The organism is Achromobacter pestifer (assembly GCF_902859625.1).
In the GTDB taxonomy this organism is placed as follows: Bacteria; Pseudomonadota; Gammaproteobacteria; order Burkholderiales; family Burkholderiaceae_B; genus Achromobacter; species Achromobacter pestifer.
Genome location: NZ_CADIJX010000010.1, coordinates 89481 through 113988, shown reverse-complemented (window position 1 = coordinate 113988; position 24508 = coordinate 89481). Strand labels below are relative to the sequence as shown.

24 protein-coding genes are annotated in these 24508 nt (G+C 63.2%); 15 read left to right on the top strand and 9 right to left on the bottom strand.

Annotated elements, in window-relative coordinates:
* Window positions 1–11: 11 nt before the first annotated feature.
* Entirely contained in the window at window positions 12–2453 is a 2442-nt protein-coding gene (locus HV753_RS26945) for a bifunctional acetate--CoA ligase family protein/GNAT family N-acetyltransferase (protein ID WP_175177637.1), read from the top strand.
* Between the two features lie 9 nt (window positions 2454–2462).
* Here the strand turns inward: HV753_RS26945 and HV753_RS26940 are convergent, their stop codons facing one another.
* The 6 genes from HV753_RS26940 to yjgA form a co-directional block, all read right to left on the bottom strand.
* Window positions 2463–3155, bottom strand: coding sequence for a cysteine hydrolase family protein (locus tag HV753_RS26940; RefSeq protein WP_175177636.1), 693 nt, complete (start codon window positions 3153–3155; stop codon window positions 2463–2465).
* Between the two features lie 9 nt (window positions 3156–3164).
* Window positions 3165–4001 (bottom strand): ABC transporter permease, encoded by an 837-nt coding sequence (locus HV753_RS26935; RefSeq protein WP_175177635.1) that lies wholly within the window; start codon window positions 3999–4001, stop codon window positions 3165–3167.
* Window positions 4002–4004: 3 nt separating this feature from the next.
* Window positions 4005–4817, bottom strand: coding sequence for an ABC transporter ATP-binding protein (locus tag HV753_RS26930; protein WP_175177634.1), 813 nt, complete (start codon window positions 4815–4817; stop codon window positions 4005–4007).
* Window positions 4817–5821 (bottom strand): ABC transporter substrate-binding protein, encoded by a 1005-nt coding sequence (locus HV753_RS26925; protein ID WP_175177633.1) that lies wholly within the window; start codon window positions 5819–5821, stop codon window positions 4817–4819. Before HV753_RS26925 ends, HV753_RS26930 begins: the two co-directional genes overlap by 1 nt.
* 428 nt (window positions 5822–6249) lie before the next feature.
* On the bottom strand, window positions 6250–6927 hold the full coding sequence (locus HV753_RS26920; protein ID WP_175177632.1) for an alpha/beta hydrolase: 678 nt from the start codon (window positions 6925–6927) through the stop codon (window positions 6250–6252).
* A 33-nt stretch (window positions 6928–6960) separates the two neighbouring features.
* Window positions 6961–7512 (bottom strand): ribosome biogenesis factor YjgA, encoded by a 552-nt coding sequence (gene yjgA / locus HV753_RS26915; RefSeq protein WP_175177631.1) that lies wholly within the window; start codon window positions 7510–7512, stop codon window positions 6961–6963.
* Between the two features lie 58 nt (window positions 7513–7570).
* On the opposite strand from yjgA, the gene pmbA reads away from it, so the two are divergent.
* The 12 genes from pmbA (at window position 7571) to erpA (ending at window position 18758) form a co-directional block, all read left to right on the top strand.
* Entirely contained in the window at window positions 7571–8935 is a 1365-nt protein-coding gene (gene pmbA / locus HV753_RS26910) for a metalloprotease PmbA (protein ID WP_175177630.1), read from the top strand.
* Between the two features lie 198 nt (window positions 8936–9133).
* A complete protein-coding gene (locus tag HV753_RS26905; protein WP_175177629.1) occupies window positions 9134–10231 on the top strand; it encodes a TRAP transporter substrate-binding protein in 1098 nt (365 codons plus the stop codon).
* Between the two features lie 261 nt (window positions 10232–10492).
* Window positions 10493–11647, top strand: coding sequence for an ABC transporter substrate-binding protein (locus tag HV753_RS26900; RefSeq protein ID WP_175177628.1), 1155 nt, complete (start codon window positions 10493–10495; stop codon window positions 11645–11647).
* Between the two features lie 164 nt (window positions 11648–11811).
* Window positions 11812–12693: a branched-chain amino acid ABC transporter permease gene (locus tag HV753_RS26895; RefSeq protein ID WP_175177627.1), complete on the top strand. Its 882-nt coding sequence runs from the start codon at window positions 11812–11814 to the stop codon at window positions 12691–12693.
* A 3-nt stretch (window positions 12694–12696) separates the two neighbouring features.
* On the top strand, window positions 12697–13578 hold the full coding sequence (locus tag HV753_RS26890) for a branched-chain amino acid ABC transporter permease (protein ID WP_175177626.1): 882 nt from the start codon (window positions 12697–12699) through the stop codon (window positions 13576–13578).
* A complete protein-coding gene (locus HV753_RS26885; RefSeq protein WP_175177625.1) occupies window positions 13571–14362 on the top strand; it encodes an ABC transporter ATP-binding protein in 792 nt (263 codons plus the stop codon). Before HV753_RS26890 ends, HV753_RS26885 begins: the two co-directional genes overlap by 8 nt.
* Window positions 14359–15069: an ABC transporter ATP-binding protein gene (locus tag HV753_RS26880; protein WP_175177624.1), complete on the top strand. Its 711-nt coding sequence runs from the start codon at window positions 14359–14361 to the stop codon at window positions 15067–15069. The genes HV753_RS26885 and HV753_RS26880 overlap by 4 nt, the downstream gene beginning before the upstream one ends.
* A 348-nt stretch (window positions 15070–15417) precedes the next feature.
* Window positions 15418–15846: a 50S ribosomal protein L13 gene (gene rplM, locus HV753_RS26875; RefSeq protein ID WP_169271842.1), complete on the top strand. Its 429-nt coding sequence runs from the start codon at window positions 15418–15420 to the stop codon at window positions 15844–15846.
* Window positions 15847–15855: 9 nt separating this feature from the next.
* Window positions 15856–16248, top strand: coding sequence for a 30S ribosomal protein S9 (rpsI, locus tag HV753_RS26870; RefSeq protein ID WP_175177623.1), 393 nt, complete (start codon window positions 15856–15858; stop codon window positions 16246–16248).
* 194 nt (window positions 16249–16442) lie between these two features.
* Window positions 16443–17507 carry an N-acetyl-gamma-glutamyl-phosphate reductase gene (gene argC, locus HV753_RS26865; protein WP_175177622.1) on the top strand — a complete coding sequence of 355 codons (1065 nt, stop codon included), beginning with the start codon at window positions 16443–16445 and terminating at the stop codon, window positions 17505–17507.
* A 46-nt stretch (window positions 17508–17553) separates the two neighbouring features.
* Window positions 17554–18300, top strand: coding sequence for a DUF6776 family protein (locus HV753_RS26860; protein WP_175177621.1), 747 nt, complete (start codon window positions 17554–17556; stop codon window positions 18298–18300).
* An 86-nt stretch (window positions 18301–18386) separates the two neighbouring features.
* Window positions 18387–18758: an iron-sulfur cluster insertion protein ErpA gene (gene erpA / locus HV753_RS26855; protein ID WP_006226695.1), complete on the top strand. Its 372-nt coding sequence runs from the start codon at window positions 18387–18389 to the stop codon at window positions 18756–18758.
* 85 nt (window positions 18759–18843) lie between these two features.
* Here erpA and HV753_RS26850 read toward each other — a convergent pair whose 3' ends face one another.
* Both HV753_RS26850 and HV753_RS26845 read right to left on the bottom strand, forming a co-directional pair.
* Window positions 18844–19977: an anhydro-N-acetylmuramic acid kinase gene (locus HV753_RS26850; protein ID WP_281370988.1), complete on the bottom strand. Its 1134-nt coding sequence runs from the start codon at window positions 19975–19977 to the stop codon at window positions 18844–18846.
* An 80-nt stretch (window positions 19978–20057) separates the two neighbouring features.
* Entirely contained in the window at window positions 20058–21467 is a 1410-nt protein-coding gene (locus tag HV753_RS26845) for a M23 family metallopeptidase (protein ID WP_175177620.1), read from the bottom strand.
* Between the two features lie 255 nt (window positions 21468–21722).
* On the opposite strand from HV753_RS26845, the gene tyrS reads away from it, so the two are divergent.
* Both tyrS and HV753_RS26835 read left to right on the top strand, forming a co-directional pair.
* The gene (gene tyrS, locus HV753_RS26840) at window positions 21723–22952 is read left to right on the top strand and encodes a tyrosine--tRNA ligase (protein ID WP_175177619.1); all 1230 of its coding nucleotides are present in this window, start codon (window positions 21723–21725) and stop codon (window positions 22950–22952) included.
* Between the two features lie 71 nt (window positions 22953–23023).
* A complete protein-coding gene (locus HV753_RS26835; protein ID WP_175177618.1) occupies window positions 23024–23677 on the top strand; it encodes a YbhB/YbcL family Raf kinase inhibitor-like protein in 654 nt (217 codons plus the stop codon).
* A gap of 66 nt (window positions 23678–23743) precedes the next feature.
* On the opposite strand, the gene HV753_RS26830 is transcribed toward HV753_RS26835, so the two are convergent.
* Window positions 23744–24379: a LysE family translocator gene (locus tag HV753_RS26830; protein WP_175177617.1), complete on the bottom strand. Its 636-nt coding sequence runs from the start codon at window positions 24377–24379 to the stop codon at window positions 23744–23746.
* Window positions 24380–24508: the final 129 nt, after the last annotated feature.

The window sequence follows — 24508 nt, the reverse complement described above, 5'->3', positions numbered from 1 at the left end:
CGACACCCCCTATGTTGCGACACGCGCTTGCCCCGATGTTTGAACCCAGTTCGCTGGTGATCGTTGCCGACCGGCCGCTGCCGGCGGCGGGCTCCCTGTCGCCCGCGCTGAAGGCGAAAACCACCGTGGTGACCAGCGAAGTCGGAGCCGCGCCCGAGTTTCCCGCCGCCCTGCAAGGGCTGGCCCCAGGTGAACGGCCGGATCTGGCCCTGGTTTGCGTGTCACCCGCCGTGCTGCCGGAAACCCTGCGCCGCCTGTCGCCCTTGGCGCCGCGCTCGGTGATTCTGCTGCCGCACGAACTGCCCGACCCGTACCCGCGCGGCACGCTGGCCCTGTGCCGGGCCTGGGCCGAAGAGAACCGTTGCGAACTGCTGGGGCCGCGGTCATTTGGCGCCCAGCGTCCCCATGCCGGCCTGAACTTCAGCCAGCATCCGGTGCTGGCTCGTGCCGGCCGGGTGGCGCTGCTGGCGCAATCGCGCTCGATCATGGCGGCCGTGATGGACTGGGCCGAAGACGTGCATATCGGATTTTCCATCGCGGTGTCGCTGGGTGACGAGGCGGTGGTGGGGCTGCCCAAGGTGCTGGACTACCTGGCCAGCGACCCGCGCACCGACAGTATCGTGCTGTATCTGGAAGACGTGGGCCCGGCCCGCGAATTCATGAGCACCTTGCGCGCCGCGGCCAGCGTCAAGCCGGTCATCGTGCTGAAGGCGGGGCGATCCGATGCCGACAGCGCGGATGCCATCTTCGATGCCGCCCTGCGCCGCGCCGGCGCAGTGCGCGTTCGCTATTTCGTGCAACTGTTCTCGGCGGTGAAGGTGCTGGGCTACACGCGGCGTCCCAAGGGCCGGCGCGTGGCGCTGATCTCCAACGGCAGCGGGCCTCCCCAACTGGCCATGGACTTGATCGGCCCCGATGCCGCGGTGCTGCGCGCCGAACTGGCGCCCGCCACGCGACGCACGCTGGAAGCCATGCTGGAGCCGGATGCGGCCAGCGCCAATCCTGTCATCACCTATACGCCGCTGACTCCAGAGCGCATCCGCGCCATCCTGGAAACCGTGCTGGACGACACCGGCGTGGACGGCGTGCTGGTGCTGCTGGCGCCCGACGCGCTGGCCGACATGCCCGCGGTTGCGCGGGAACTGGCGTTGATCGCGCCCAAGGCAAAGAAGCCGGTCGTCACCTGCTTCATGGGCGATGCTGGCATGCGTCCCTTGCGCCGCATGCTGGATGACGCGGGCACGTCCGCCTTCCGTACGCCCGAATCCGCCGCCGACGCATTCGGCGTGCTGGCGTCGCACCATTACAACCAGCAATTGCTGTTGCAGACGCAGCCGCAGGAGCCGCCCAGTCACGTGCCGGACCTGGCCGCGGCGCGCGACATCATTGCGCGCGTGCGCGCCGATTGCCGGCGTGAACTGAATACCTCTGAAATCCGGACCCTGCTGGGCCTGTTCTACGTGCCGCTGCGCGACATGCCGGTGGACGTGGCCTCGGTCGAACCCGAATCCCGTCCGATGGCGATCCGCGTGCGGCGCGATCCGCAATTCGGCCCGGTCGTGCGTTTCGGGGCCGGTGGACCGGATGCAGTATTGTCCGGGTCCGACAGGGGCATGGATCTGCCGCCGCTCAACGGCTACCTGGCCCGGCAACTGATCGAACGCAGCCGGCTCTGGCGCCGCGTGCTGGCGCCGCGCATCGGTCATATCGCCGCCGAATCGCTGCAACAGGCGGTGGTGCTCGTGTCCGAGATGGTGTCTGAATTGCCCGACATCGAAACCCTGGACATTGATCCCCTCTACGCGGGTGAAACGCACTTGCGTGCCGGGGGCATGCGCTTGATGCTGACCGAAACGCCGGGTTGCGAAACGCCGCAGACCTCGGGCTACCCGCACATGGCCATCCACCCGTATCCAGCGCGTCTGGTACAGGTGCGCCGCTTTGGCGACGGCATTCCGTGGGTGCTGCGCCCGATCCGTCCCGAAGACGGCGAGGCCTTGCAGGAGTTCATCCGCGGGCTGTCGGAACGCTCGCGCTACATGCGCTTCGTGTCCATGATGCGCGAACTGACACCGCGCATGGTGTCGCGCTACACCCAGGTGGACTACCACCGCGAGTTGGCGCTGGTGGCGGCCACGCAGGTGCCCAACCCCGCCAATCGCGGCCATCCGCGCGAGGTCATCGTGGGGTTCGCGCACTACCTGCGCAACCCCGACGGGCGTGGCGCCGAGTACGCGCTGGTGATCGGCGACGATTGGCAGCGGCGCGGGCTGGGCCGTCAGTTGATGACGGCACTGATCGACGCCGCGCGCGAGCAGGGGCTGGAATACATCGATGGCCTGGTGCTGTCGACGAACCGGCCCATGCTGGCGCTGATGACCAGCCTGGGCTTCACCAATGACGCCGATCCCGAAGACCCGACAATGCGCCGGGTCTGGCTAGATCTGAACTGACGCGGCTGCTCAGGCGGTCTTCCTGGCCGCCTGCGCGGGCGTCAGCCGCGCCGTCGCTTCGTCCACCGACAAGACGTCGCCGAAGAACAACATCCAGCCGTGCAGCGAATGCTCGTGCTCGGCGGGCGTCACCGCGGCCAGCGCATCGTCCACCATGATCGTGCGGAAGTCCCGCATCATGGCGTCGCGTGCGGTGGATTCGCAGCACACGTTGGTGACGGTGCCCGCGATCAGCAAGGTATCCACGCCCAAGCCTCGCAGCAAAGGCTCCAGCTCGGATGAGCCGGGTGCCATCGCGCTGTAGAAACGCTTGACCACGCGCAGGTCCGTGTCGTGCGCATGCAGGCCCGGGTGCAGCAGAAAGCCCGGCGAGTCACGGCGCAGGGTTTCCAGCCGGCGGGCGCTGCGTTCGGGCGTCAACATCACGCCATGATGATGCGACCAGAAGGCGTCGGCGTTGTCGGAGGCTGTTTGCACCCAGACCACGGTGCCGCCTGCCGCGCGCACGGCATCGCACAGGCGGTTCACCGGCGCGATGATCTCGCGGGCGGGGGCGCATTCGCCCTGGTAGCCGGGCAGTGTGAAGTATTGCTGCATGTCCACCACGACAACCGCCGTGCGGCTGGCCGGCAGCTCGTCATAAGGATGCAGGCAACCCTGCCGGGCCACGACGCGATCCTTCACCCATTGCGGAAATTCCATGATTCTTCCTTATCCGTAGCGCCGCGCCACGGCGGCTTCAACGCGGTAGATGATCAGGTACATCACGCTGGAGATCAGTGCCAGCATGGCGATGGCGGTCATGACGATGTTCAGCTTGAATACCTGGCTGCCGTTCATGATCAGAAAGCCAAGACCCGAATCCGCCGACTGGAACTCACCCACGATGACGCCCACCAGCGCCAGGCCGATGTTCATTTTCACGGCCGCGATCAGCGTGGGCACGCTACCGGGCAGCACGACCTTGGTCAGCACTTGCCAGCGGTTGGCGCCGAAGGTGTGGGCCAGCTTCACCTTGTTCATGTCGATGCCGCGAAAGCCCGCGTACACCACCATGATCGTGACGAACACCGCAATGGCGACGGCCATGCCGTACACGGCGTAATCCGAGCCCAGCCACAGGTAGAAGATCGGCACGAAGGCGATCTTGGGCATGGCGTTGGCCACCACCAGGAAAGGGTCCAGCACCTTGTACAGAAAGTCAGACCACCAGAGCGCGGCAGCCACCACGATGCCGATCGCCATGCTGAGCGTGAAGCCGACCAGTGTCGCCGACAGCGTGGTCATGATGTGCTTGCCCAGGTGGCCGTTGTTCCAGAGTTCGATGAACGTGGGCCACAGCGCGCTGGGGTAGCTGGTCAGCAGCGGGTTCAGGATGTGCATGCGCGGCAGGATCTCCCACGCGCACAGGAAAACCACCATCAGCAGCGCTTGCGTCAGGCGGATGTTGCGTTTGCGGGCGCGGTCGCGGCGCAGGTAGTCCAGGTATTTTTCACTGGGTGCGCGCACGGCGCGCAGGGGAATGGTGTTGGCAATGGGCGCGTTCATGGGTCAACCCTCCACGTGGACGTCCAGCTCGTCCCACAGCTGTTTGAAATAGGCGTTGAATTCCGGTCGCGAGCGCGCCTGGAAGGGCGTCGGGCGGGCGCCGTCGCCATAGTGGATGCGATATTGGCTTTTCAGCCGGCCGGGCCGGCGCGACAACACAATCACGCGATCCGTCATGGCGATGGCCTCGCCGATGTCATGCGTGACCAGCACCACGGTCTTTCCCTCGCGGCGCAGAATGTCCACCACTTCGTCCGAGATCGCCAGCCGGGTTTGGGAATCCAGCGCTGAAAAGGGCTCGTCCAGCAGGATCACGTCGGGTTCCGTCACCAGCGTGCGGGCCAGCGCGGCGCGCTGCCGCATGCCGCCCGACAACTGGCGCGGCGTGTGCGTCAGAAACGCGCCCAGCCCGCATTTTTCCAGCAGATGCACGGCGCGCGCTTCGCTGCGCGCATCGCGCCGGCCCTGGATTTCGGCGCCCAGCATCACGTTGTCCAGGATGGTGCGCCATTCAAACAGATAGTCCTGCTGCAACATGTAGCCGATGCGCGGATTGGGCTTGGTCACGCTCAGGCCGTCGATCATCACGGCGCCCGAGGTCGGCGGGATCAGGCCCGCGATCAGCGACAGCAGGGTGCTCTTGCCACAGCCGCTTTGCCCGATCAGGCTGACGAATTCGCCCGGCGCCAGCGTGAACGACACGTTCGACAGCGCTTCCGTCTCGCCTTCGGTGGTGAAGTACGACAGGCAAACATCGCGTAGTTCGATCTTCGCCGTGTCGGCGGCCGGCTTCAGGTTATGGATGGCGGCTCCCATCAGCGCACCTGCTTGGCAAAGTCGGCCACCACCACGTCCTCGTACTTCACGCGGGCGCTGTCCTTCATGACGGCGCTGGCGATCAGCATGTCTTGCAGTGTGGTCATGGCTTCGGACGTGACTAGAGGCGACGTCTTCCAGATCTGGTATTGCTTGTAGCGGTCGATCGCTTCCGTCACCGCGCCCTGATCCATGCCCGGGAAGAAGGTCATGATCTGCGGAGCCAGCGTCGTGGCGGGCGTGTCCTTCACGTACTTCTCGGCGCGCGCGACCACGTTGGTCCAGGCCTGGATGACCTTGGGGTTGTCGCGGATGTATTTGTCGGTGGCGGTGAAGACGGTGTAGTCCACCTGACCGACTTCATGGCCAACGGAGGCCACGATATAACCTTTGCCGTTGCGCACCAGTTCGCCCGCCTCGGGCTCCAGGAAGATGCCGTATTCGCCCTGGCCGGCCATCCACGCCCCGGCGCGTGCCGGGATGCCGATGTTGTTCAGCAGTTTCACGTCTTTCTGTGGGTCGACGCCGTGCTTGCGCAGCGCGGCCTCCAGGAACACGATCGGATTCGAGCCCGGCCGGAAGCCGATGACTTCCTTGCCCTTGAGCATCGACCAGTCGAATTTATCGATGGGCTTGCGGGCCAGGAGAAAAAAGCCGTCGGTCGCGGTCAGCCCGGCGAAGATTTTCGGTTTGACCGGCGATTCGCTGTTCTGCACATAGATGGACGCCTCGGGGCCGATCAGCACGATGTCGGCGCTGCCCGACAGCAGCGCGGTCATGCCTTTGTCCGTGCCCTGGGATGTCTTCATGGACACGTCCAACCCGGCGTCCTTGAAATAGCCCTGCGACAAGGCCACGTACTTGGGCACGTAGAGGATGGAGCGCACCACTTCTTCGTAGCGGACCTTCACGGGGGGATTCAGGGCTTCGGCCTGAACGGCCAACGGGGCAAGCAGCGCAAGCAGCGCCGCGCCCGCCAGGCGGGGCAGTGGCAACGATTTCACGGGACTTTCTCCTGCGTCTTGTATGACACGCCGAAACCCGGCGCGATACGGCCAATGGGATGGAATCGACAACAACAACAGGGAAGCCCGAACGCGAGTTGCCCGGGCCGGCAAGGCATGGATCGAATACTATATTCAATACAAACAGGCGACAAGCATTTTGGGATTGGCGTTTTTCTCTATGGACGAGCGCCAGCCAGCCCTGGAAAATTCAAGGCTGGAATACCACTTGGTATACAGAATGGGAGTAAAGCGTGGTGGGGCGGTTTGATCGGTTTGCGCGTTGCGGCAGTGCCGGGCGCGTGACGATCTGGACTCGCCACACCTCCCTACGGATGGCGACGAGGCTTCGCAGGATGGGTGAAGCGCACTAGATCGGGGTTTTGAACGCTGATTTCCAACGCGCGCAACCCATCATCCATTCACGCTTAGGCCAATACGTCGTTCAAGAACGCCGATATGTCGCGGACTTCTTCGGCGCAGACCGAATGCGGCATCGGGTATGTGTGCCAGCGCACGTCGTAGCCCAGCCGTTTCAGTTCAGCCAGCGATGCCTCGGCGCGCGTCAGCGACACGACCGGGTCGTACTGGCCGTGGCCCATGAAGATCGGCGTGCTGTTGTTGGCGCTGTTGCGTTCGGCTTCGGCGGTATCCACAAGCGGCAGATAACCCGACAACGCCATCATGCCCGCCAGCTTTTCCGGCAGGCGCAGACCCGTATGCAGGGTCATGGCGCTGCCTTGCGAGAACCCGGCCAGCACGATGTTCGACGTCGGGATGCCACGGGCATTTTCACGCGCGATCAGCTTGTGGATGGCGGCTTCCGACGCGCGGATGCCCTTGGCGTCTTCCACGCGCACCAGGTCCATCACCAGGATGTCGTACCAGGAACGCATCGCCATGCCGTTGTTGATCGTCACGCGCTGCACCGGCGCGTTCGGGAACACGAAACGCACGCCCAGACCCGCGGGCAAGTCCAGTTCCGGCACGATGGGGGCGAAGTCATTGCCGTCGGCACCCAAGCCGTGCAGCCAGATCACGGCGTGCGTGGGGTTGGGGGCGGTTTCGATTTCGATGCAATCGAGCAGGTCGGTCGGAGCGTTCATGGACGGCAGGCAGAGGGAATCAAGGAAAGGGGATCAGAGCGTCAGGGTCTTCAAGGCCTGGAACAGCGCACGGTAGTGCTTCTTCTGCGGTTCCTGGCCTTGCAGCAGCGCGGCGTTGCCCAGCCGTTCCTTGCGGGCGGCCCGGATCAGCGTGCGCACTTGTTGCGCATCGGCCTGCGGATTGTTCGCCAGCAGCTTGGTCAGCGCTTCGTCATCGTCCAGCAGGCGGTCGCGCAGCGTTTCCAGCCGGTGCATGGCGGCGGTTTCCTCGCGCGAGCCGTTTTCCCAGACATCAAGCTGGGCGCGGATCTCTTCGGCGGGGGCGTCGCGCATCAGCTTGCCCACGAAATGGACCTGGCGACGGCGGCCTTCGCGGCCAGTCGTGCGCTGCGCCGTGCGGATAGCCTCATAGAGGCGCTCGGCAAGCGGCAATTGCTTGAGGCGGTCGGGGGACAGTTCGATCAGCTCTTTGCCCAGGTCCAGCAAGGCGTGCATTTCACGCTTGATCTGGGACTTGCTGGGACGGTCGTAGCCGTTTTCATCGTAACCGTCGTCGACGGATTCTTCTTCAGTATGGGAATTCATGGAAAACTGCGCAATGACAGACTTGGCTATGATAACCGTCTCTGCAAATTGGACAGCAATGGTTAAATCCTCCTCATCCTTGCCGCTGGCGGCGAATCACGCGCGTTTTTCCGAACTCGTCGAACAAACCCTCGCCTATGCGCGCCAGATCGGCGCCTCGGACGCCGCGGCGGAAGTCTCGGAAAGCCTGGGCCTGTCGGTCTCAGTCCGAAAGAACGACATTGAAACCGTTGAGCAGACACGCGACCGCTCGCTGGACCTGACGGTCTACGCCGGCCAGAGCCGTGGCTCCGCCTCGACCTCCGACTTCTCGGAAGCGGCCCTGCGCCAGACGGTCGAAGCCGCCTGGCACATTGCCCGCCATACCGCCGCCGATCCGGCCGCGGGCCTGCCAGATGCCGATCAGCTGGCCACCGAATTCCCGGACCTGGACCTGCACCGCGCCTGGAGCGTGTCCACCGAGGAAGCGGCCGAACTCGCGCTGCGCGCCGAACGCGCCGCCCGCGATGTCGATCCTCGCATCACCAACACCGACGGCGCCACCGTGGGCACCTACGAAGGCCAGTTCGTGATGGGCAACACCCGGGGCTTCCTGGGCGGCTACCCGTATTCGCGTCACAGCCTGTCGGTCGCGCCCATCGCGGGCCGTGGTAACGGCATGCAGCGCGACTACTGGTACACGTCCGAGCGCGATCCGGCCAACCTGGCCTCGCCCGAAGCCATCGGCCGTTATGCCGCCGAGCGCACGCTGTCGCGCCTGTCGGCCCGCCGCATCCGCACCGGCAAGTTTCCCGTCCTGTTTGAAGCGCCGCTGGCGCTGGGGCTGGTCGGCGCACTGACCCAGGCCGTCAACGGCGGCGCGCTCTACCGCAAGGCCAGCTTCCTGGTCGATTCGCTGGGCAAGCCCATCTTCCAGAAGCACATCAACCTGACCGAAGATCCGCACATCCCCGGCGCCATGGGCAGCTCGCCTTTTGACGACGAAGGCGTGCGTACCCGCAGCCGCAACGTGGTGTCGGCCGGCGTGCTGGAAGGCTATTTCCTGTCGACCTACACGGCTCGCAAGCTGGGCATGGTCACCACCGGCAACGCCGGCGGGTCGCACAACCTGGTGTTCAGCTCCACGCTGACCAAGCGCGGCGATGACTTTGAAGCCATGCTCAAAAAGATGGGCACCGGCTTCCTGGTCACGGAATTGATCGGCCAAGGCGTCAATTACGTCACCGGCGACTATTCGCGCGGCGCATTCGGCTATTGGGTGGAAAACGGCAAGATCCAGCATGCCGTGCAAGAAATCACGATTGCCGGCAACCTGGCCGACATGTTCCAGCAGATTGTCGCCGTGGGCGCGGACACCATTTCGCGCGGCACCAAGACCACGGGTTCGATCCTGATCGAACAAATGGCCATCGCCGGGACTTGATTCCCCATCTGGCGCGGCGGCCCGGTGCGGCCGCCGCGCCGGCATGCTCCGCATCGGGCATGGCTTTCCCGCCCGCCTTCCGTCTTTGCATTCCCTTACCGGCTCGGGAATTCCTCTAGCGGTTCCGACCGCCGTCAACGTGTAATATCCGGCGGGTATTGCTCGAAGTCCCAGAGGTTGCTGTAGAGGAGCAAAGAGATGCAACGACGTTCATTCTTGAAGCACGCCGGACTCGGCGCCGTCGCAACGGGGGCCGCCGTCAGCACGCCCGCGTTCGCGCAGGACATGCCGTCACTGAGCTGGCGCCTGTCCTCCGCGTTTCCCGCCGTCCTGGATCTGCGCATTGGCGCGGGTGAGCATTTCTGCAAATTCGTCTCGGAAGCCACGGGTGGCAAGTTCAACATCCGGCATTACCCCGACGGCGAAATCGTGCCCGCATCCGACCTGCTGGAAGCCGTCTCCACCAATAAGGTGGAATGTGGCCATGCCTCGTCCCGCCTGTTGTTCGCCAAGAATCCCGCATTCTGCTTTGACGCCGCCGTGCCCTTCGGGTTGAACGCGCGCCAGATGAACGCCTGGATGAGTGAAGGCGATGGCCTGCGCCTGACCCGCGAGCTCTTCAAGCCCGAAAAGATCATCAATTTCCCGCTGGGCAATACCGGCGCCCAGATGGGCGGCTGGTACGCGAAAGAAATCAAGCGGCTGACGGATCTGAAAGACCTGAAGATGCGCGTGGACGGACTGGCCGCCGATGTCCTGACGCGCATGGCCGTCTTGCCGCAGCCGGCAGACCCCGCCAAGCCGCTGGCCGAGTCCTTCGAGAAAGACGGGCTGCAAGCGGTGGCAGGCGCAGGCGCCTATGACGACGAAAAACTGGGCCTGAATAAGGTAGCTAAGTATTACTACGCACCCGGCTGGTGGGCGGGCGGCGAACAACTGTCCCTATATATTAATGACGAGGCCTGGAACAAGCTGCCCAAGCACTATCAGGCGGTGGTTCAGGCCGCATCGCTGGCCGCGCACGTCTCGTTGACCGCCCGTTACGACGCCCGCAACCCGGCCGCGCTGGCCCAATTGACGGCAAGCGGCGCGCAAGTTCGCACATTTCCGCGCGCCATCATGGATGTGGCGTTCGAGATGACGCAACAGGTCTACAAGGACTTGGGCGCCAAAGACCCGAAGTTCAAAGCCATACACGACAGTTACATGGGCTTTCGCGACAGCGAGATGCCGTGGTTTCGTTTGACCGAAAGCGCCTACGGCCAGTACCTGGGCGTGGCGCTGTCGGGCAGGTAGAAGGGAGGTCCGCCGCAGGCCGAATGGCATTCGGTGGAGAGTAGGGTTTTTGCTAGTAATACCGCGTTTTTTACAAAAAAATGGGCGGTTTTCGGGCTTTCCTCGAACCACATTCGAGTTTCGGCCTGATACAAAGGAGTAATATCCCGGGTCTTGACGCGCAAACATGGCGCCTTTAGGCGGCATAAGACGTCAATCCGGCGGGATTACACCAGCCCGGATTACCAATATTCCGAGACAGACTTTAGGGTGGTATCAACCATGCAATCCAAGACCAAGAAGCTGCTGGCCGCGCTGATCGCCGCCGGTATCGTCCCGGCTGCGCACGCGGCTGACATCAAGCTGGGTGTGGCGGAAGCCCTGTCCGGCGGCGCCGCTCAGTACGGCGTGTCGATCCGCAATGGTTTCCAGCTTGCCGCTGATGAAATCAACGCCGCGGGCGGTATCAACGGCAACAAGCTCGTGCTGGTGGTCGAGGACGAACAAGGCAAGAAAGAAGAAGCCATCAACGTCTTCAAGAAACTGATCTTCAAGGACAACGTCCTGATGGTCTTCGGCCCGACGCTGTCGAACTCGGCCCAAGCCGCTGACCCGATCGCCCAGGCTGCCAAGACGGTTGCCTTCGGCACGTCCAACACCGCCGACGGCATCACCTCCATTGGCAACTACGTGTTCCGCAACTCGGTCACCGAAGCCGACGTGCTGCCGGCCACCATCTCCACCGTGAAGGCCAAGACCGGCCTGAAGAACGTGGCGGTGCTCTACGGCAACGACGACGTCTTCACCAAGAGCGGCTACGACAACTTCAAGAAGGCCCTGGAAGACCAGAAGATCCCGGTCACCACGACCGAAACGTTCGCCAAGGGCGACGTGGACTTCAAGGCCCAGCTGACCAAGATCAAGGGCACCAACCCCGACGCCATCGTGCTGTCCGCACTGCTGGCCGAAGGCGCTCCGATCATGGTCCAGGCTCGCCAACTGGGCCTGAACGTGCCCGTCATCGGCGGCAACGGCATGAACTCGGTCAAGATTTTCGACCTGGCCCCTGGCGGCGCATCGAACAATCTGTGGATCGGCAGCCCGTGGTCGATCGAGAACAAGGCCCCCGAGAACGTCAAGTTCATTGACGCCTACAAGGCCAAGTTCAATGGTTCGCCCGACCAGTTCGCCGCCCAGTCGTATGACGCCATGTACATCGTGGCCCAGGCGCTGAAGAACACCAAGCTGACCGGCGAACTGCCCAAGGACCGCGCTGCCCTGCGCGATGCCTTGCCCTCCGTGACCTGGAAGGGCGCCACCGGCGCGTTCAAGTTCCGTCAAGCCAACGACCGCGCCGGCAAGCCTGCCGGCTACGACGCCGACCAGGCGCCGATCGTCAGCGTGACCAAGGACGGCAAGTACGTCATCGAGAAGTAAGCAGTACGCATCCCCACGCGGGGGGATGCGCCTTGCGGACAGCGTTGCTGTCCGCAAGGCGCTTTTTATCGTAGGGCCATCCCAAGACAAAAATGGCCTCCCTCGGGAGAGCTAGACCACGCAGCGGGCGCGTGGAGGCCCTCATAGATTTGGAAAGTCCCATCATGTTCGAACAACAATTCGTCAATGCCTTGTCGCTGGGCTGTGTGTATGCACTGTTCGCGCTGGGCTTCACGCTGATCTTCGGCGTGCTCGGGGTGATCAACCTGGCGCATGGCGCTGTCTTCATGGTTGGCGCCTACGCGGCACTGTTCGTCGTCCAGCAATTCGGCCTGCCCCTTTGGGGTGCGCTGATGGTCGCGTTCTTCGTGGCCGGCTTCACCGGGGTCATCATCGACTATCTGGTGCTCAAGCCGCTGCGCAAGCGCAACGCGCCGCACTTGATCCCCATGATCGCCACGATTGGCGTGGGCATCATCCTGAATAACGGTGCCCAAAGCATTTTCGGCGCCAGCAACCTGCGCTTCCCGCACGGCACCGTGCCCGAGGAAGTGATCGAGGTCGCGGGCCTGCACCTGACCGTCATCGAGTTGGGCATCATCTTCCTGTCGTTCGCGCTGATGGCCGTGCTGATGTACGTCATGCGCCGCACGCAGTTTGGCCGCGCGCTGCGCGCCATCGCCGAATCGCCCAAGGCCGCCTGGCTGCTGGGCATCAACGTCGAGAAGCTGTTTGTCACCACCTCGTTTGCCGCTGCTGCCCTGGGTGGCGTGGCCGGCGTGTTGATCGGTCTGTATTCCAATGCGCTGTTCCCCCTGATGGGCCAACCGATGCTGCACAAGGGCATCGCGGTCATCATCCTGGGCGGCATGGGCGACATCCGCGGCGCCATGCTGGGCGGCCTGTTCCTGGGTTTCGCCGAGGTGCTGTCGGTGGCCTACATCGGCTCCACCATGCGCGATGCGGTGGCTTTCGGCCTGCTGTTCCTGATCCTGCTGGTGCGCCCGCAAGGTCTGTTCGGCAAAGTGGTTCAACGCAAGGCTTAAAGAATGAGCGGATTCGAAAATTTCTGGGCCATCTACGGCAACCTGGTGCTGACGCTGGGCACCAATGCGTTGCTGGCCCTCTCCATCTGGCTGACCCTGGCCTGCGGCATGCTGGCCATGGCCAATGCCGCCTTCATGGGCATCGGGGCGTACGCCGCCGCGCTGCTCACCATGAATTACGACGCCCCGTTCACGGTCGCCCTGGCCGGCGGCATGGCGGCGCCCGCGTTGGTGGCGGCGCTGATCGGTTTGCCAACCTTACGATTGTCAGGGGTCTATCTGGCCATGGCGACGCTGGGCTTTGGCGAAGTCGTCCGCGTGACCATCCTGAACACGGAGTCCTTGACGGGCGGCGCGCTGGGCCTGAACGGCATTCCGCAGTTGACGCAGTGGTGGCACGTGGTGTTGGCGGTCGTCATCGTCCTGTTCGTGCTGTGGCGCGTCCGTGCCTCCAAGATCGGCCGTTCGTTCGACGCCATTCGTGGCGACGAAACCGCGGCTGGCCTGATGGGCATCGACGTGCGCGCCAACAAGATGCTGGCTTTCGTGGCCGGCGCGATGATCGCGGGTCTGGCCGGCGCGCTCAACGCGCACCTGACCTTCTTCATCGGTCCCAATGAATACGGTTTCGATCGTGGCGTTGAAATTCTGACCATGGCTATCCTGGGCGGCATTGGCGGTTTGGCCGGTCCCGTGCTGGGCAGCTTCATCATTACCGTGCTGCCCGAATTGCTGCGCGGTTTTGCGGATTTGCGCCTGATCGCCAATGGAGTGATTCTGGTGGTGATTGTGTTGTTCCTGCCGCAAGGCATCTGGGATCCGGCGCGCTTCAAGCGCTGGATGCGCAAGGGCCAAGGCGGCCAGGGAGGCAAGCGCCATGCTTGAGCTTTCTTCCGTCTCCAAGAGCTTCGGCGGCCTGCATGTGCTGCATGACGTCAGCCTGTCCGTGCCCGAAGGCGCGATCTTCGGCTTGATCGGGCCCAACGGCGCCGGCAAGACGACGGTGTTCAACCTGATCACCGGCCTGTTGCCGCCCAGCGGCGGCAGCATCACGTTCAACGGCCAAAGCGTTTTGGCCAAGAAGCCGCACAGCATCACGCGCATGGGCATCGCCCGCACGTTCCAGAACATTCGTCTCTTCAAAGAGATGACGTTGCTGGAAAACGTGGTGGTGGGCGCCTATCGCCACATGAACTATGGCTTCCCCAGCCTGTTGCTGGGCCTGCCGGGTTACCGCGAGCACGAAAAGCGTGCCCGTGAGCGCGCGCACGAGCTGCTGACGTGGATGCGCCTGGACCACAAGGCCAACGACCTGGCCGACAACCTGTCCTACGGTGAGCAGCGTCGCCTGGAGCTGGCGCGCGCGCTGGCCACCGAGCCCAAGCTGCTGTTGCTGGACGAGCCCGTGGCGGGCATGAACACCGGTGAACGCGCCGAACTCATGCGCGAGATCCTGGCCATTCGCGACCGCGGCTACACCATCCTGATGATCGAACACGACATGCGTTTCGTCATGGGTTTGTGCGAACGCATCGCGGTGCTGAACTTCGGCAAGATCATCGCCTGCGGCGGCCCCGACGAGATCCGCAACAACGAGCAAGTCATCGAAGCCTATCTGGGCCGAGAGGACGACGAAGAAGACACCGAACAAGCGGAGGCCGCCAAATGAGCGCGATGCTGGAAGTCCGCGGACTCGAGGTCAATTACGGCCACATCGAAGCTGTGCGCGGCATCGATCTGGACCTGAACGCCAACGAAATCACCGCCCTGGTCGGCGCCAATGGCGCCGGCAAATCGACCACGCTGCTGGCGCTGTCGGGCCTGTTGCCCAAGGCGCGCGGCCGCATCCTGTTTGAAGGCGAGGACATCACCAACCTGGCCCCGCACCAATTGGTCGCGCGCGGCATCGTGCAGGTGCCGGAAGGCCGGGCCATTCTTACCACCATGACGGTGCTTGAGAACCTGGAGTTGGGCGCCTACCGCAGGGGCCTGAAGAATGTGGATTCCGATCTGGAATACGTGTTCAACCTGTTTCCGCGCCTGAAAGAACGGATCACGGGCATCGCGGGCAACCTGTCGGGCGGCGAACAGCAAATGTTGGCCATCGGCCGCGCCCTGATGGCCAAGCCACGCCTCTTGCTGCTGGATGAGCCGTCGATGGGCCTGGCCCCGATTGTCGTGCAGGAAATTTTCCGTTCCCTGCGCGCCATCAATGCCGACGGCCTGACCCTGTTCCTGGTCGAGCAGAACGTGCGCCAGGCGCTGAAGATTGCGCAAAGCGGTTACGTGCTGGAAAACGGCGCCATGGCGCTGACGGGTACCGGCCGCGAGCTGCTGGGCCACCCGCGGGTGCTGGAAGCCTATCTGGGCGCCTGACCCACGGGGGCGGGGGGATTTGTCCCCAAATCGCATGTGTGCCGGCTGCGCCCAAGGGCGCGGCCGGATGCCTCCTGATTTCTCTGCGCTTGCCCATTTTTTGAGCAACCGTGTTAGAATTTCAGGCTTTCCCTCATTTTGACCATTGCACGGGCGGGTAATAACGCTTAGGCGGGAATCAATAAGGGCATGAATCCAAACGAATTTCAGGCGGCCGTCGTTGACCCTCGGGTTTATGAAGCAGGGTTTTTGAAGCAGGCTTTTTGAATCGTTGGAATTTTGTCTAGTTGGGGAAAGAACACTGGTTAGATGTTCTAGCCAGAAGAAATTTTATTCTTAGGAACCATCATGAAGACCTTTGTGGCCAAGCCGCATGAAGTCCAACGTGACTGGTTTGTGATCGACGCCAAGGGCAAAGTCCTCGGTCGTGTGGCCAGCGAAGTCGCACGTCGTCTGCGTGGCAAGCACAAACCTGAATTCACGCCGCACGTTGATACTGGCGATTACATCGTCATCATCAACGCTTCCGATATCGTCGTTACCGGTACCAAGGCGAAGGACAAGAAGTACTTCCGCCACACCACGTACCCGGGCGGTATCCGCGAAACGAACTTCGAGAAAATGCAAGAGCGTTTTCCCGGTCGTGCCATTCAGAAGGCCGTCAAGGGCATGCTGCCCAAGGGTCCTCTGGGCTACGCCATGATCAAGAAGCTGAAGGTCTATGCTGGTGCCGAGCACCCGCACACCGCCCAACAGCCTAAGACGCTGGATCTCTAAGGAAACGCCATGATCGGTAACTGGAATTACGGAACCGGCCGTCGCAAAACTTCGGTGGCTCGCGTTTTCATCAAGAAGGGCACGGGTAAGATCGTTGTCAACGGCAAGCCCGTCGACGATTTCTTCGCCCGCGAAACTGGCCGCATGATTGTGCGCCAACCGCTGGAATTGACCGGCCACCTGGAATCGTTCGACATCAAAGTCAACGTCCACGGCGGCGGTGAAACCGGCCAAGCCGGCGCAATCCGTCACGGCATCACTCGTGCCCTGATCGATTACGACGCAACGCTGAAGCCGTCGCTGTCGCAAGCTGGCTTTGTGACTCGCGATGCTCGCGAAGTTGAACGTAAGAAGGTCGGCTTCCGCAAGGCACGCCGCCGGAAGCAGTTCAGCAAGCGCTAAAGTCCTGCAAAAAACCCGCTTCGGCGGGTTTTTTGTTTTTGGGCGGCAAGGCTGAGGCCTTATCCGCATCACGTGGAACTCCGCGTATTCCGTCCGGTCGGAAACTGGGTGCGTGCGCCAATTTTGGCACGCTGCCGCAAGACCCGTTTTCCGAGCGATACAATCTGTTTTCGTTCTACGAAGAGCACATCATCATGGCCCAAGCATCGAACACCCGTATCAAGGTTGGTATCGTCGGCGGCACCGGTTATACCGGCGTCGAGCTGCTGCGCTTGTTGTCGCAGCATCCCAGTGTGGAATTGACCGCCATCACGTCCCGCAAGGAAGACGGGCTGCCGGTCGCTGATATGTATCCGAACCTGCGCGGCCGCGTGGACCTGGCTTTCTCCGCGCCGGAAAAAGCCTCGCTGACGGATTGCGACGTGGTGTTCTTCGCGACGCCCCACGGCGTGGCGATGGCGCAAGCGCAGGAATTGATCGCCGCGGGCACCCGCGTCATCGACCTGGCCGCTGATTTCCGCTTGCAGGACATCCCCACCTTCGAGCGCTGGTACAAGATCCCCCACACCTGCCCGGACATCCTGGCTGAATCCCAGTATGGCCTGGTGGAGCTGAACCGCGAAGCCATCTCCAAGGCCCGCGTCATCGGCAACCCCGGCTGCTACCCCACCACCGTGCTGTTGGGCCTGGCCCCGCTGCTGGAAGGCGGTAAGGCCCTGGTCGATGCCCAAACCCTGATCGCCGACTGCAAGTCAGGGGTGTCTGGCGCTGGACGCAAGGCGGAAGTGGGTTCGCTGTTCTCGGAAGCTTCCGACAATTTCAAGGCTTACGGCGTGGCTGGCCATCGCCATCACCCGGAAATCGTTGCCCAACTGGAAAAGATCTCCGGCGGCAAGGTCGGCCTGACCTTCGTGCCGCACCTGGTGCCGATGATCCGTGGCATGTTCTCCACGATCTACGCCCGCATCCTGCCTGAGGCTCGTGACACGGACTTCCAGGCCCTGTTCGAGCAGCGCTATGCCGACGAACCCTTCGTGGACGTCATGCCGGCTGGCAGCCTGCCCGAAACTCGTTCGGTTCGCGCGTCGAATAATCTGCGCATCGCGCTGAGCCGCCCGGGCAATGGCGACCAACTGATCGTTCTGGTCGTTCAGGACAACCTGGTCAAGGGTGCGGCCGGTCAAGCCGTCCAGAACATGAACCTGATGTTTGGCGTGCCGGAATCGACGGGGCTGGATCAGGTCGCGATTCTGCCTTGATGCCTTGATGGGCTGGCGGCTATCGGCCGCCGCCTTTCTGCATTCCATGCCAGTTGATTCCTCCGCTACATCGCAGCCCCGCCCCGCAGGCGGGCTGCTGCGCCTGCTTGCCGGCCTGTTGGTCGGCGTGCTGCTGGGCGGTTCGCTGGGCTATTTTTATGCCCAGCGGCAAGCCCGCCCGCAGGACGTCGTCGTGATCAGCACGGCGCAGGCCGAGGCGCAGCAAGAAGCCGTGCGCCAGCAAGCCACGCAGCTGCGCTACACGCAAGGCCAGTTGGATACCGCTGATGGCGAGCTCGTCATCGAGCGCGCCGCCCGCGAGGAACTTGAAACCCAGCTGCGCGCCGCGCAGGCCGATGTCGGCCGGGTGCGGGACCAGTTGGCGTTCTACGAACAGTTGCTGCCGCCCGGGCCGGAAGGGTCGGTCGATATTCGTGGCGTACAGATTGACCGCGAAGGCGGCGGGTTGCGCTACAAGGTGCTGCTGATGCGCAGCGGGCGCAATGGCGGATCGCCCTTTGCGGGTGCGCTGCGGTTCCAGGCCACGGGCATCCTGAAGGGCGAGACCGTGACCGTGGACCTGGCGCCCATGCAGGTCAAGGCCGAAACGGGGCCGGTGACGGCGACGGGCGAGACCACCACGGCCGCGTCGTTGGCCCTGCAATTCGACCAATATCAGCGTAGCCAGGGCATCCTGGCCGTGCCCGAGGGATTCGTCCCCGAAAGCGTCACCGTCAGTGTATTGGAAGGGGATACCGTCCGCGCTTCCCGCAGTATCAAACTGGAACTTTGAGTCTAGTCAAGCCCTGCGCTATAGTGATGCTATGCGAGCGCCGTTGCCGCTCACCGAAATATGGCCGATCCGGCCAGGAGTGAACCATGAATGCAGTAACCGAAACCGTCGACCTTCAGGCTGCCCCGCCTGTGCCCTTGGTATTTACTGACTCGGCTGCCGCCAAAGTGAAGGACTTGTTGGCCGAAGAAGGCAACCCCGAGCTGAAGCTGCGCGTGTTCGTCCAGGGTGGCGGCTGTTCGGGCTTCCAGTACGGCTTCACGTTCGACGAAGTCGTGAACGAAGACGACACCGTGCTGGATAAGGCTGGCGTTCAACTGCTGGTTGATCCGATGAGCTTCCAATACCTGGTCGGTGCTGAAATCGACTACAAGGAAGACCTGGAAGGCGCGCAATTCGTCATCCGCAATCCCAACGCCAGCACCACCTGCGGCTGCGGTTCCTCGTTCTCGGTGTAATCGTTCAAGCACCCAGGCAGGAAACAAAAGCCCTTCGGCATGCCGAAGGGCTTTTTGCATTGGGACACGCATTGCCGCACCCGTGTCAGGCCGGATACAGCGCGCCTAGGATCCGGGCGCCGCGGGCGCCCGTGACGGCCGGCAGGCCGGCCGGCGTGCGCTCCACAAAGGCTTGCGCCAGCCAGGCAAAGGCCAACGCCTCGACTTGCTGCGCGGGTACGCCCAGCGCGTCGGTTGGTTGCACCGGGCGTTGCAGGCAATACGCCAGTTCTCGCGTCAGGCCGGCGTTGTAGGCGCCGCCACCGCATACGAAGACCTCTTGCGTGCCTGGCGCCGCCGCGTCGATGGCATTGGCGACCGTTCTGGCAGTCAGCCGTTGCAGCGTCGCCTGCACGTCTTCTGGCGCCAGCTTGGGGCCGTCAAACGAGGCTAGCCGGTCGTCTAGCCATTGCAGGTTGAACAGATCACGCCCGGTGGATTTGGGAGGCGGCAACGCAAACCAGGGTTCACTGGCGATCAGTTGCTCCAGCAGGGGCGCCACCACTTGACCCGTGGCGGCCCAGCGGCCATCGGCATCATAGGGCTGTCCCAGATGGCGTTGGCACCAGGCGTCCAGGAAGACGTTGGCCGGCCCCGTGTCGAAACCGCGCGCCGGTTGGTCGGGTGCCAGCAAGGTGATATTGGCGATGCCGCCCAGGTTGAGCACGGCGCGGCCGTGCGACGTACCGAAGATCGCGGCATGGAAAGGAGGCACCAGCGGGGCGCCTTGGCCGCCAGCGGCCACGTCACGGCTGCGGAAATCCGCCACGACATCGATGCCGCTGAGTTCCGCCAGCAGGGCCGGGGCATTGAGCTGCACGGTATAGCCGCTGTCCGGCCGATGGCGGACGGTTTGGCCATGTGCGCCAATGGCGGTCACGTCGCTGGCCGGGACGCTGGCGTCCTGGAGCAGGGCGGCCACGGCTTGGGCATACAGCCGGGCCAGCGCATTCGCGGCCAGCGCGCCGCGCGCCAGCTCATCGTCGCCAGACAGGTTCAACGCCAGCAGTTCGCGGCGCAGGTTCTCGGGCATGGGCAGGCTGGCGCTGGCAAGCACGTGCGGCGCCTGGCCAGCTTGCAAGCGGACGAGCACCCCATCAACGCCGTCGACGCTGGTGCCGGACATCAAGCCGATATACAGCGCTGGCTTGCCCTGCGGGTCGGATGTGGAGGAATTCACAGGCGCCTCTAAAAGAAGAAAGGCGGCCGGCAGAGTCTGCGCGGGCCGCCTTCTTGGGACGTTTTTTTCAAGCGGGCCGGCTAGCGGCTGGCCACGTTGGTCAGGGCGTCAGGCAGGGTCTGCTGGAACTCGGTCAGCAGTTGAATCTGCTGCTTGTACGGCGCCACGGCCTGGTTGAACGCGCGGACTTCCGCGGGTTCCAGGGCACGGGCGACCGGCAGGTCCACCGACAGCGGGTCGATCGGCTGATTATCCACGCGGAATTCGTAGTGCAGGTGCGGGCCGGTGGCCCAGCCAGTGGCGCCGACATAACCCAGCAACTGGCCTTGCGAGATCTTCGAACCCTTGGTGATGCCTTCGGCGATGCGGCTCTGATGAGCATACAGCGTCGAATACTTGCCGTGGTGCTTCACGATGACCACGTTGCCGTAGCCGTTCTGCCAGCCCGAGAACTCGACCGTGCCATCCGCGGTGGAGTGGATCGGCGTGCCCGACGGCGCGGCGTAGTCCACGCCCTTGTGGCCGGTCCAGGTCTTGTGGATGGGGTGCATCCGCATGCCGAACGTCGAGCTGATGCGGCTGAACTTCAAGGCGGTGCGCAGGAACGCGCCGCGCAGGCTGGTGCCGTCGAAGTCGTAGTACGAACCGCTCTTTTCGTCGGGGCTGAACCAGACGGCGCTATAGGTCTTGCCGCCGTTGATGAACTCCAGGGCCAGCACGCGGCCCGCGCCGGCGTAGCGGCCGTCGTGCGAACGCACTTCGTAGACCACGCGGAACTGATCGCCCTGGCGCAAATCGCGCAGGAAGTCGATCTTGGCGCTCAGGATGTCGGCCATCTGCATGGTGACCGAATCCGGAATGCCGGCGGAATCCGTGGCGCCGAACAGCGACGACTTGATCGTGCCCACGGCAACGCGGGTTTGGCGATCGGTGCTTTCGGTGACTTCCTCGGCCTTGTAGCTATCGCCGGACGGGGCAACGTGCAGCATGCGCGTCACGACCTGACCGTCGGCTTCGTTGCCGGGGGTGTGGATGTAACGCAGCCAGATCAGGTTGCCCTGGTCGTCCGTCGCGGCTTGCACGGAGCGGCCCGGATACAGCTTGTAGATGCTGCGGGCGCTGGCTTCGTGCGTCAGGAAGGTTTGCAGGTTGGGGGCGTCCAGCTCCAGGCGCTGCAATACGGCAGCCAGCGTATCCCCGGCACGGATGCGGGTTTCGCTGATGTACGGCGCGGCGCTGGGGCTGCTGACTTCGACTTGCTCGGCGGTCAGCGGCAGAACGCTCTGGATGATGCGGGACGGGGGGAGTTCGGTGCGGTCGGGTTGCTGCACCATGCCCAAGGCGGCGGCGCCGGCAAACAGACCGATAGCGGTGACGAGAAGAGTGCGACGGAAAAGACCCGAGCGATGGGGCTTGGGTTCTACAGGCGCAAACAGGGCAGCAACTTTGCGCTTGATGCTACTCGCCAGTTCGTGGAGGCCACGATTCATCGTGAAGATACCCTCTCAGGTGGCATGAGCTCGCAGGGTGCGTGACACGAACGGCCCCCGCGCGCCACGGAATCCGGGGCAGGGGCTGGCGCGGGGCGCATCTTGTGAACAACAGGTGGTAAGCCGAACCGCAACTGCGTATATGACAGTTGCGTATGATTGGGCGGTATCCTAGCTGATTCGGCTAGAATTTTCGATAGTTTTCGTCACTTTTTACACCTTTTTGTCGGCTGAAGCCGCGTTGGTCCCCCTGCCATGTCACCCTCTGAAGCCCCTATCACTCCCGAAGTTGAAGCCGATCTGCGTATAGCCAAACGCGGCTGCGATGAGCTGTTGGTCGAATCCGAGTTTGCCCGCAAGCTGGCCAAGAGCCGCGCCACTGGCGTGCCTCTGCGCATCAAGCTGGGGCTCGATCCCACCGCGCCAGACATCCACCTGGGCCACACCGTGGTCCTGAACAAGATGCGCCAGTTGCAGGATCTGGGCCATAACGTCATCTTTCTGATTGGCGATTTCACCTCGACCATCGGGGACCCCAGCGGCCGCAACAGCACCCGTCCGCCGCTGACCCGCGAGCAGATCGAGTCCAACGCCAAGACCTACTATGCGCAGGCCAGCCTGGTGCTGGATCCGGCTCGCACCGAGATCCGTTACAACTCCGAGTGGTGCGATCCGCTGGGCGCGCGCGGCATGATTCAGCTGGCGTCGCGTTACACGGTGGCCCGCATGATGGAGCGCGAGGACTTCACCAAGCGTTTCAAGGGCGGCATCCCGATTTCGGTGCACGAATTCCTGTATCCGCTGATGCAGGGCTATGACTCGGTGGCGCTGAAGTCCGATCTGGAGCTGGGGGGCACCGATCAGAAGTTCAACCTGCTGGTCGGGCGCGAGCTGCAAAAGGAATATGGCCAGGAGCCCCAGTGCATCTTGACGATGCCGCTGCTGGTGGGCACGGACGGCGTAGAGAAAATGTCCAAGTCCAAGGGCAACTACATCGGTATTTCGGAGTCGCCTGATTCGATGTTCGGCAAGCTGATGTCGATTTCCGACACGCTGATGTGGCGTTACTTTGAATTGCTGTCGTTCCGTTCGCTGGAAGACATCGCCGCCCTCAAGCAAGAGATCGATGGCGGCCGCAACCCGCGGGATGCGAAAGTCATGCTGGCTCAGGAAATCATCACGCGCTTCCACTCCGCCCGCGCGGCCGAGGACGCGCTGGCCTCCTTCGAGGCACGCTTCCGCGATGGCGCCATTCCGGAAGACATGCCCGAGGTGAACATCGGTGGTGCGCCGGTGGGCATTCTGAAGTTGCTGCGCGAAGCGGGCCTGGTCGCCTCGGGTTCGGAAGCGCAGCGCAATGTGGAGCAGGGTGGCGTGCGCGTGAACGGCGATCGGGTTGAAGATAAATCGTTGCAATTGCCCGCGGGGACTTACGTCGTTCAGGTGGGCAAGCGCAAGTTTGCGCGTGTTAACTTGAACCCATAATTGCGAAGTTTTGATACGCTGAGGGTACAGGCAGGGGCGGGATGTCTTTGCGGCACTTCAAGGAGCACGACATGAAACTTTCGAGTTTGTCTTTTTCCGATCACGAGTCGATTCCCGAACGCTACGCTTTCGGCAAGATCGATGCGCAATCGCACGTCGCGCTGGCAGACAACTACAACCCGCAGTTTTCGTGGGACGATGTGCCGCCGGGAACTCAGTCGTTTGCGTTGATCTGCCACGATCCGGACGTGCCCTCGCGGCCCGACGACGTCAACCAGGAAGGCCGCGAAGTTCCGGCCGATCTCCCCCGCGTGGATTTCTTCCATTGGGTGCTGGTGGATTTGGCGGCCGACATGCGCGACATCGATGAAGGCGCCTTTTCCAACGGCATCACGCCGCGCGGCAAAGGCGGCCCCTTGGCGCCGATGGATGCACGCCAGGGCATCAACTCGTATTCCTCGTGGTTCGCCAACGACCATGACATGAGCGGCGATTACTTCGGCTATGACGGCCCATGCCCGCCCTGGAACGATTCGATCGTGCACCGCTACGTGTTCACGCTCTACGCGCTGGATGTGCACAGCCTGAACTTGAACGGTTCCTTCACCGGCGAGGACGCGCTGCGCGCCATGCAGAAGCATGTGCTGGCCCAGGCCTCGGTAACGGGCACCTACACCCTGAATCCGAAGCTGGCACCCAAGCAGATCGGGGCCACCGAGACTTGAAGCCTCCGCCAGGATGCAAAAAGGCCGCGATTGCGGCCTTTTCTTACTTTCCCGGTTTGCCGTCCATCAGGTGGTCGAGCGTTTCAGGCGCAGTAGCGCCAATCCGAACGCGACGAAGATCGAGCCGACCAGGCGATTCAGCCAGACCACGATGCGCGGTTGGCGCAGCAGGCGGCGGGCGCGGTGGGCCAGGGTGCCGTAGGTCAGCAGAGACACCATCGACATGGCCATGAAGATGCCGGTCAGCGCGAAGAACTGCGGCAGCAGCGACTCGTGCGCGTTCAGGAATTGCGGGAACAGCGCGGTGAAGAACAGGATGGGCTTGGGGTTCATGGCGGCCACAAAGGTGGCTTCCAGGTACAACTGACCGCCTCGCCGCGTAACGCCGGTGGACGCTGTTTCGGGTGGCGCGATGTGGGCGCGTCCCAGCAGATGGCGCAAGCCCATGTAGATCAGATAGGCGGCGCCCGCCACTTTCAACACCATGAACAGCATCGCCGATGATTGCAGGACCATGCCCAGGCCCAGCATGGCGGCTGCCGAAAGCAGGAACAGGCCCGTCATGTTGCCCAGCGTGGACGGCAGTACGGCGCGGACGCCGCCGGCTGCGCCATTGCGGATGGCGAGCATGGTGGCGGGGCCGGGAATGACAACGCTGGTGGCAGCTACTAGCGAGTAGGTTATGAGAGTGGCACTTTGCATGAAAGTTTCTCAAGTCGGGTTGAGAGCGGTTTCCGTGCACGGCGCGTTAGCGTGGTTTTCGTGCCCGTCGTCGGTATTTTGCCCAGCTTCGGCGCATTTTGGCGGCAATTGAAGCCGCCCGACGGGGTA

Bases quoted from the DNA above. Each gene is read 5' to 3' on its own strand.
- HV753_RS26945 (WP_175177637.1), top strand. From the start codon at position 12: ATGTTGCGACACGCGCTTGCCCCGATGTTTGAACCCAGTTCGCTGGTG.
- HV753_RS26940 (WP_175177636.1), bottom strand. From the start codon at position 3,155: ATGGAATTTCCGCAATGGGTGAAGGATCGCGTCGTGGCCCGGCAGGGT.
- HV753_RS26935 (WP_175177635.1), bottom strand. From the start codon at position 4,001: ATGAACGCGCCCATTGCCAACACCATTCCCCTGCGCGCCGTGCGCGCA.
- HV753_RS26930 (WP_175177634.1), bottom strand. From the start codon at position 4,817: ATGGGAGCCGCCATCCATAACCTGAAGCCGGCCGCCGACACGGCGAAG.
- HV753_RS26920 (WP_175177632.1), bottom strand. From the start codon at position 6,927: ATGAACGCTCCGACCGACCTGCTCGATTGCATCGAAATCGAAACCGCC.
- yjgA (WP_175177631.1), bottom strand. From the start codon at position 7,512: ATGAATTCCCATACTGAAGAAGAATCCGTCGACGACGGTTACGATGAA.
- pmbA (WP_175177630.1), top strand. From the start codon at position 7,571: ATGGTTAAATCCTCCTCATCCTTGCCGCTGGCGGCGAATCACGCGCGT.
- HV753_RS26905 (WP_175177629.1), top strand. From the start codon at position 9,134: ATGCAACGACGTTCATTCTTGAAGCACGCCGGACTCGGCGCCGTCGCA.
- HV753_RS26900 (WP_175177628.1), top strand. From the start codon at position 10,493: ATGCAATCCAAGACCAAGAAGCTGCTGGCCGCGCTGATCGCCGCCGGT.
- HV753_RS26895 (WP_175177627.1), top strand. From the start codon at position 11,812: ATGTTCGAACAACAATTCGTCAATGCCTTGTCGCTGGGCTGTGTGTAT.
- HV753_RS26890 (WP_175177626.1), top strand. From the start codon at position 12,697: ATGAGCGGATTCGAAAATTTCTGGGCCATCTACGGCAACCTGGTGCTG.
- HV753_RS26885 (WP_175177625.1), top strand. From the start codon at position 13,571: ATGCTTGAGCTTTCTTCCGTCTCCAAGAGCTTCGGCGGCCTGCATGTG.
- HV753_RS26880 (WP_175177624.1), top strand. From the start codon at position 14,359: ATGAGCGCGATGCTGGAAGTCCGCGGACTCGAGGTCAATTACGGCCAC.
- rplM (WP_169271842.1), top strand. From the start codon at position 15,418: ATGAAGACCTTTGTGGCCAAGCCGCATGAAGTCCAACGTGACTGGTTT.
- rpsI (WP_175177623.1), top strand. From the start codon at position 15,856: ATGATCGGTAACTGGAATTACGGAACCGGCCGTCGCAAAACTTCGGTG.
- argC (WP_175177622.1), top strand. From the start codon at position 16,443: ATGGCCCAAGCATCGAACACCCGTATCAAGGTTGGTATCGTCGGCGGC.
- HV753_RS26860 (WP_175177621.1), top strand. From the start codon at position 17,554: ATGCCAGTTGATTCCTCCGCTACATCGCAGCCCCGCCCCGCAGGCGGG.
- erpA (WP_006226695.1), top strand. From the start codon at position 18,387: ATGAATGCAGTAACCGAAACCGTCGACCTTCAGGCTGCCCCGCCTGTG.
- HV753_RS26845 (WP_175177620.1), bottom strand. From the start codon at position 21,467: ATGAATCGTGGCCTCCACGAACTGGCGAGTAGCATCAAGCGCAAAGTT.
- tyrS (WP_175177619.1), top strand. From the start codon at position 21,723: ATGTCACCCTCTGAAGCCCCTATCACTCCCGAAGTTGAAGCCGATCTG.
- HV753_RS26835 (WP_175177618.1), top strand. From the start codon at position 23,024: ATGAAACTTTCGAGTTTGTCTTTTTCCGATCACGAGTCGATTCCCGAA.
- HV753_RS26830 (WP_175177617.1), bottom strand. From the start codon at position 24,379: ATGCAAAGTGCCACTCTCATAACCTACTCGCTAGTAGCTGCCACCAGC.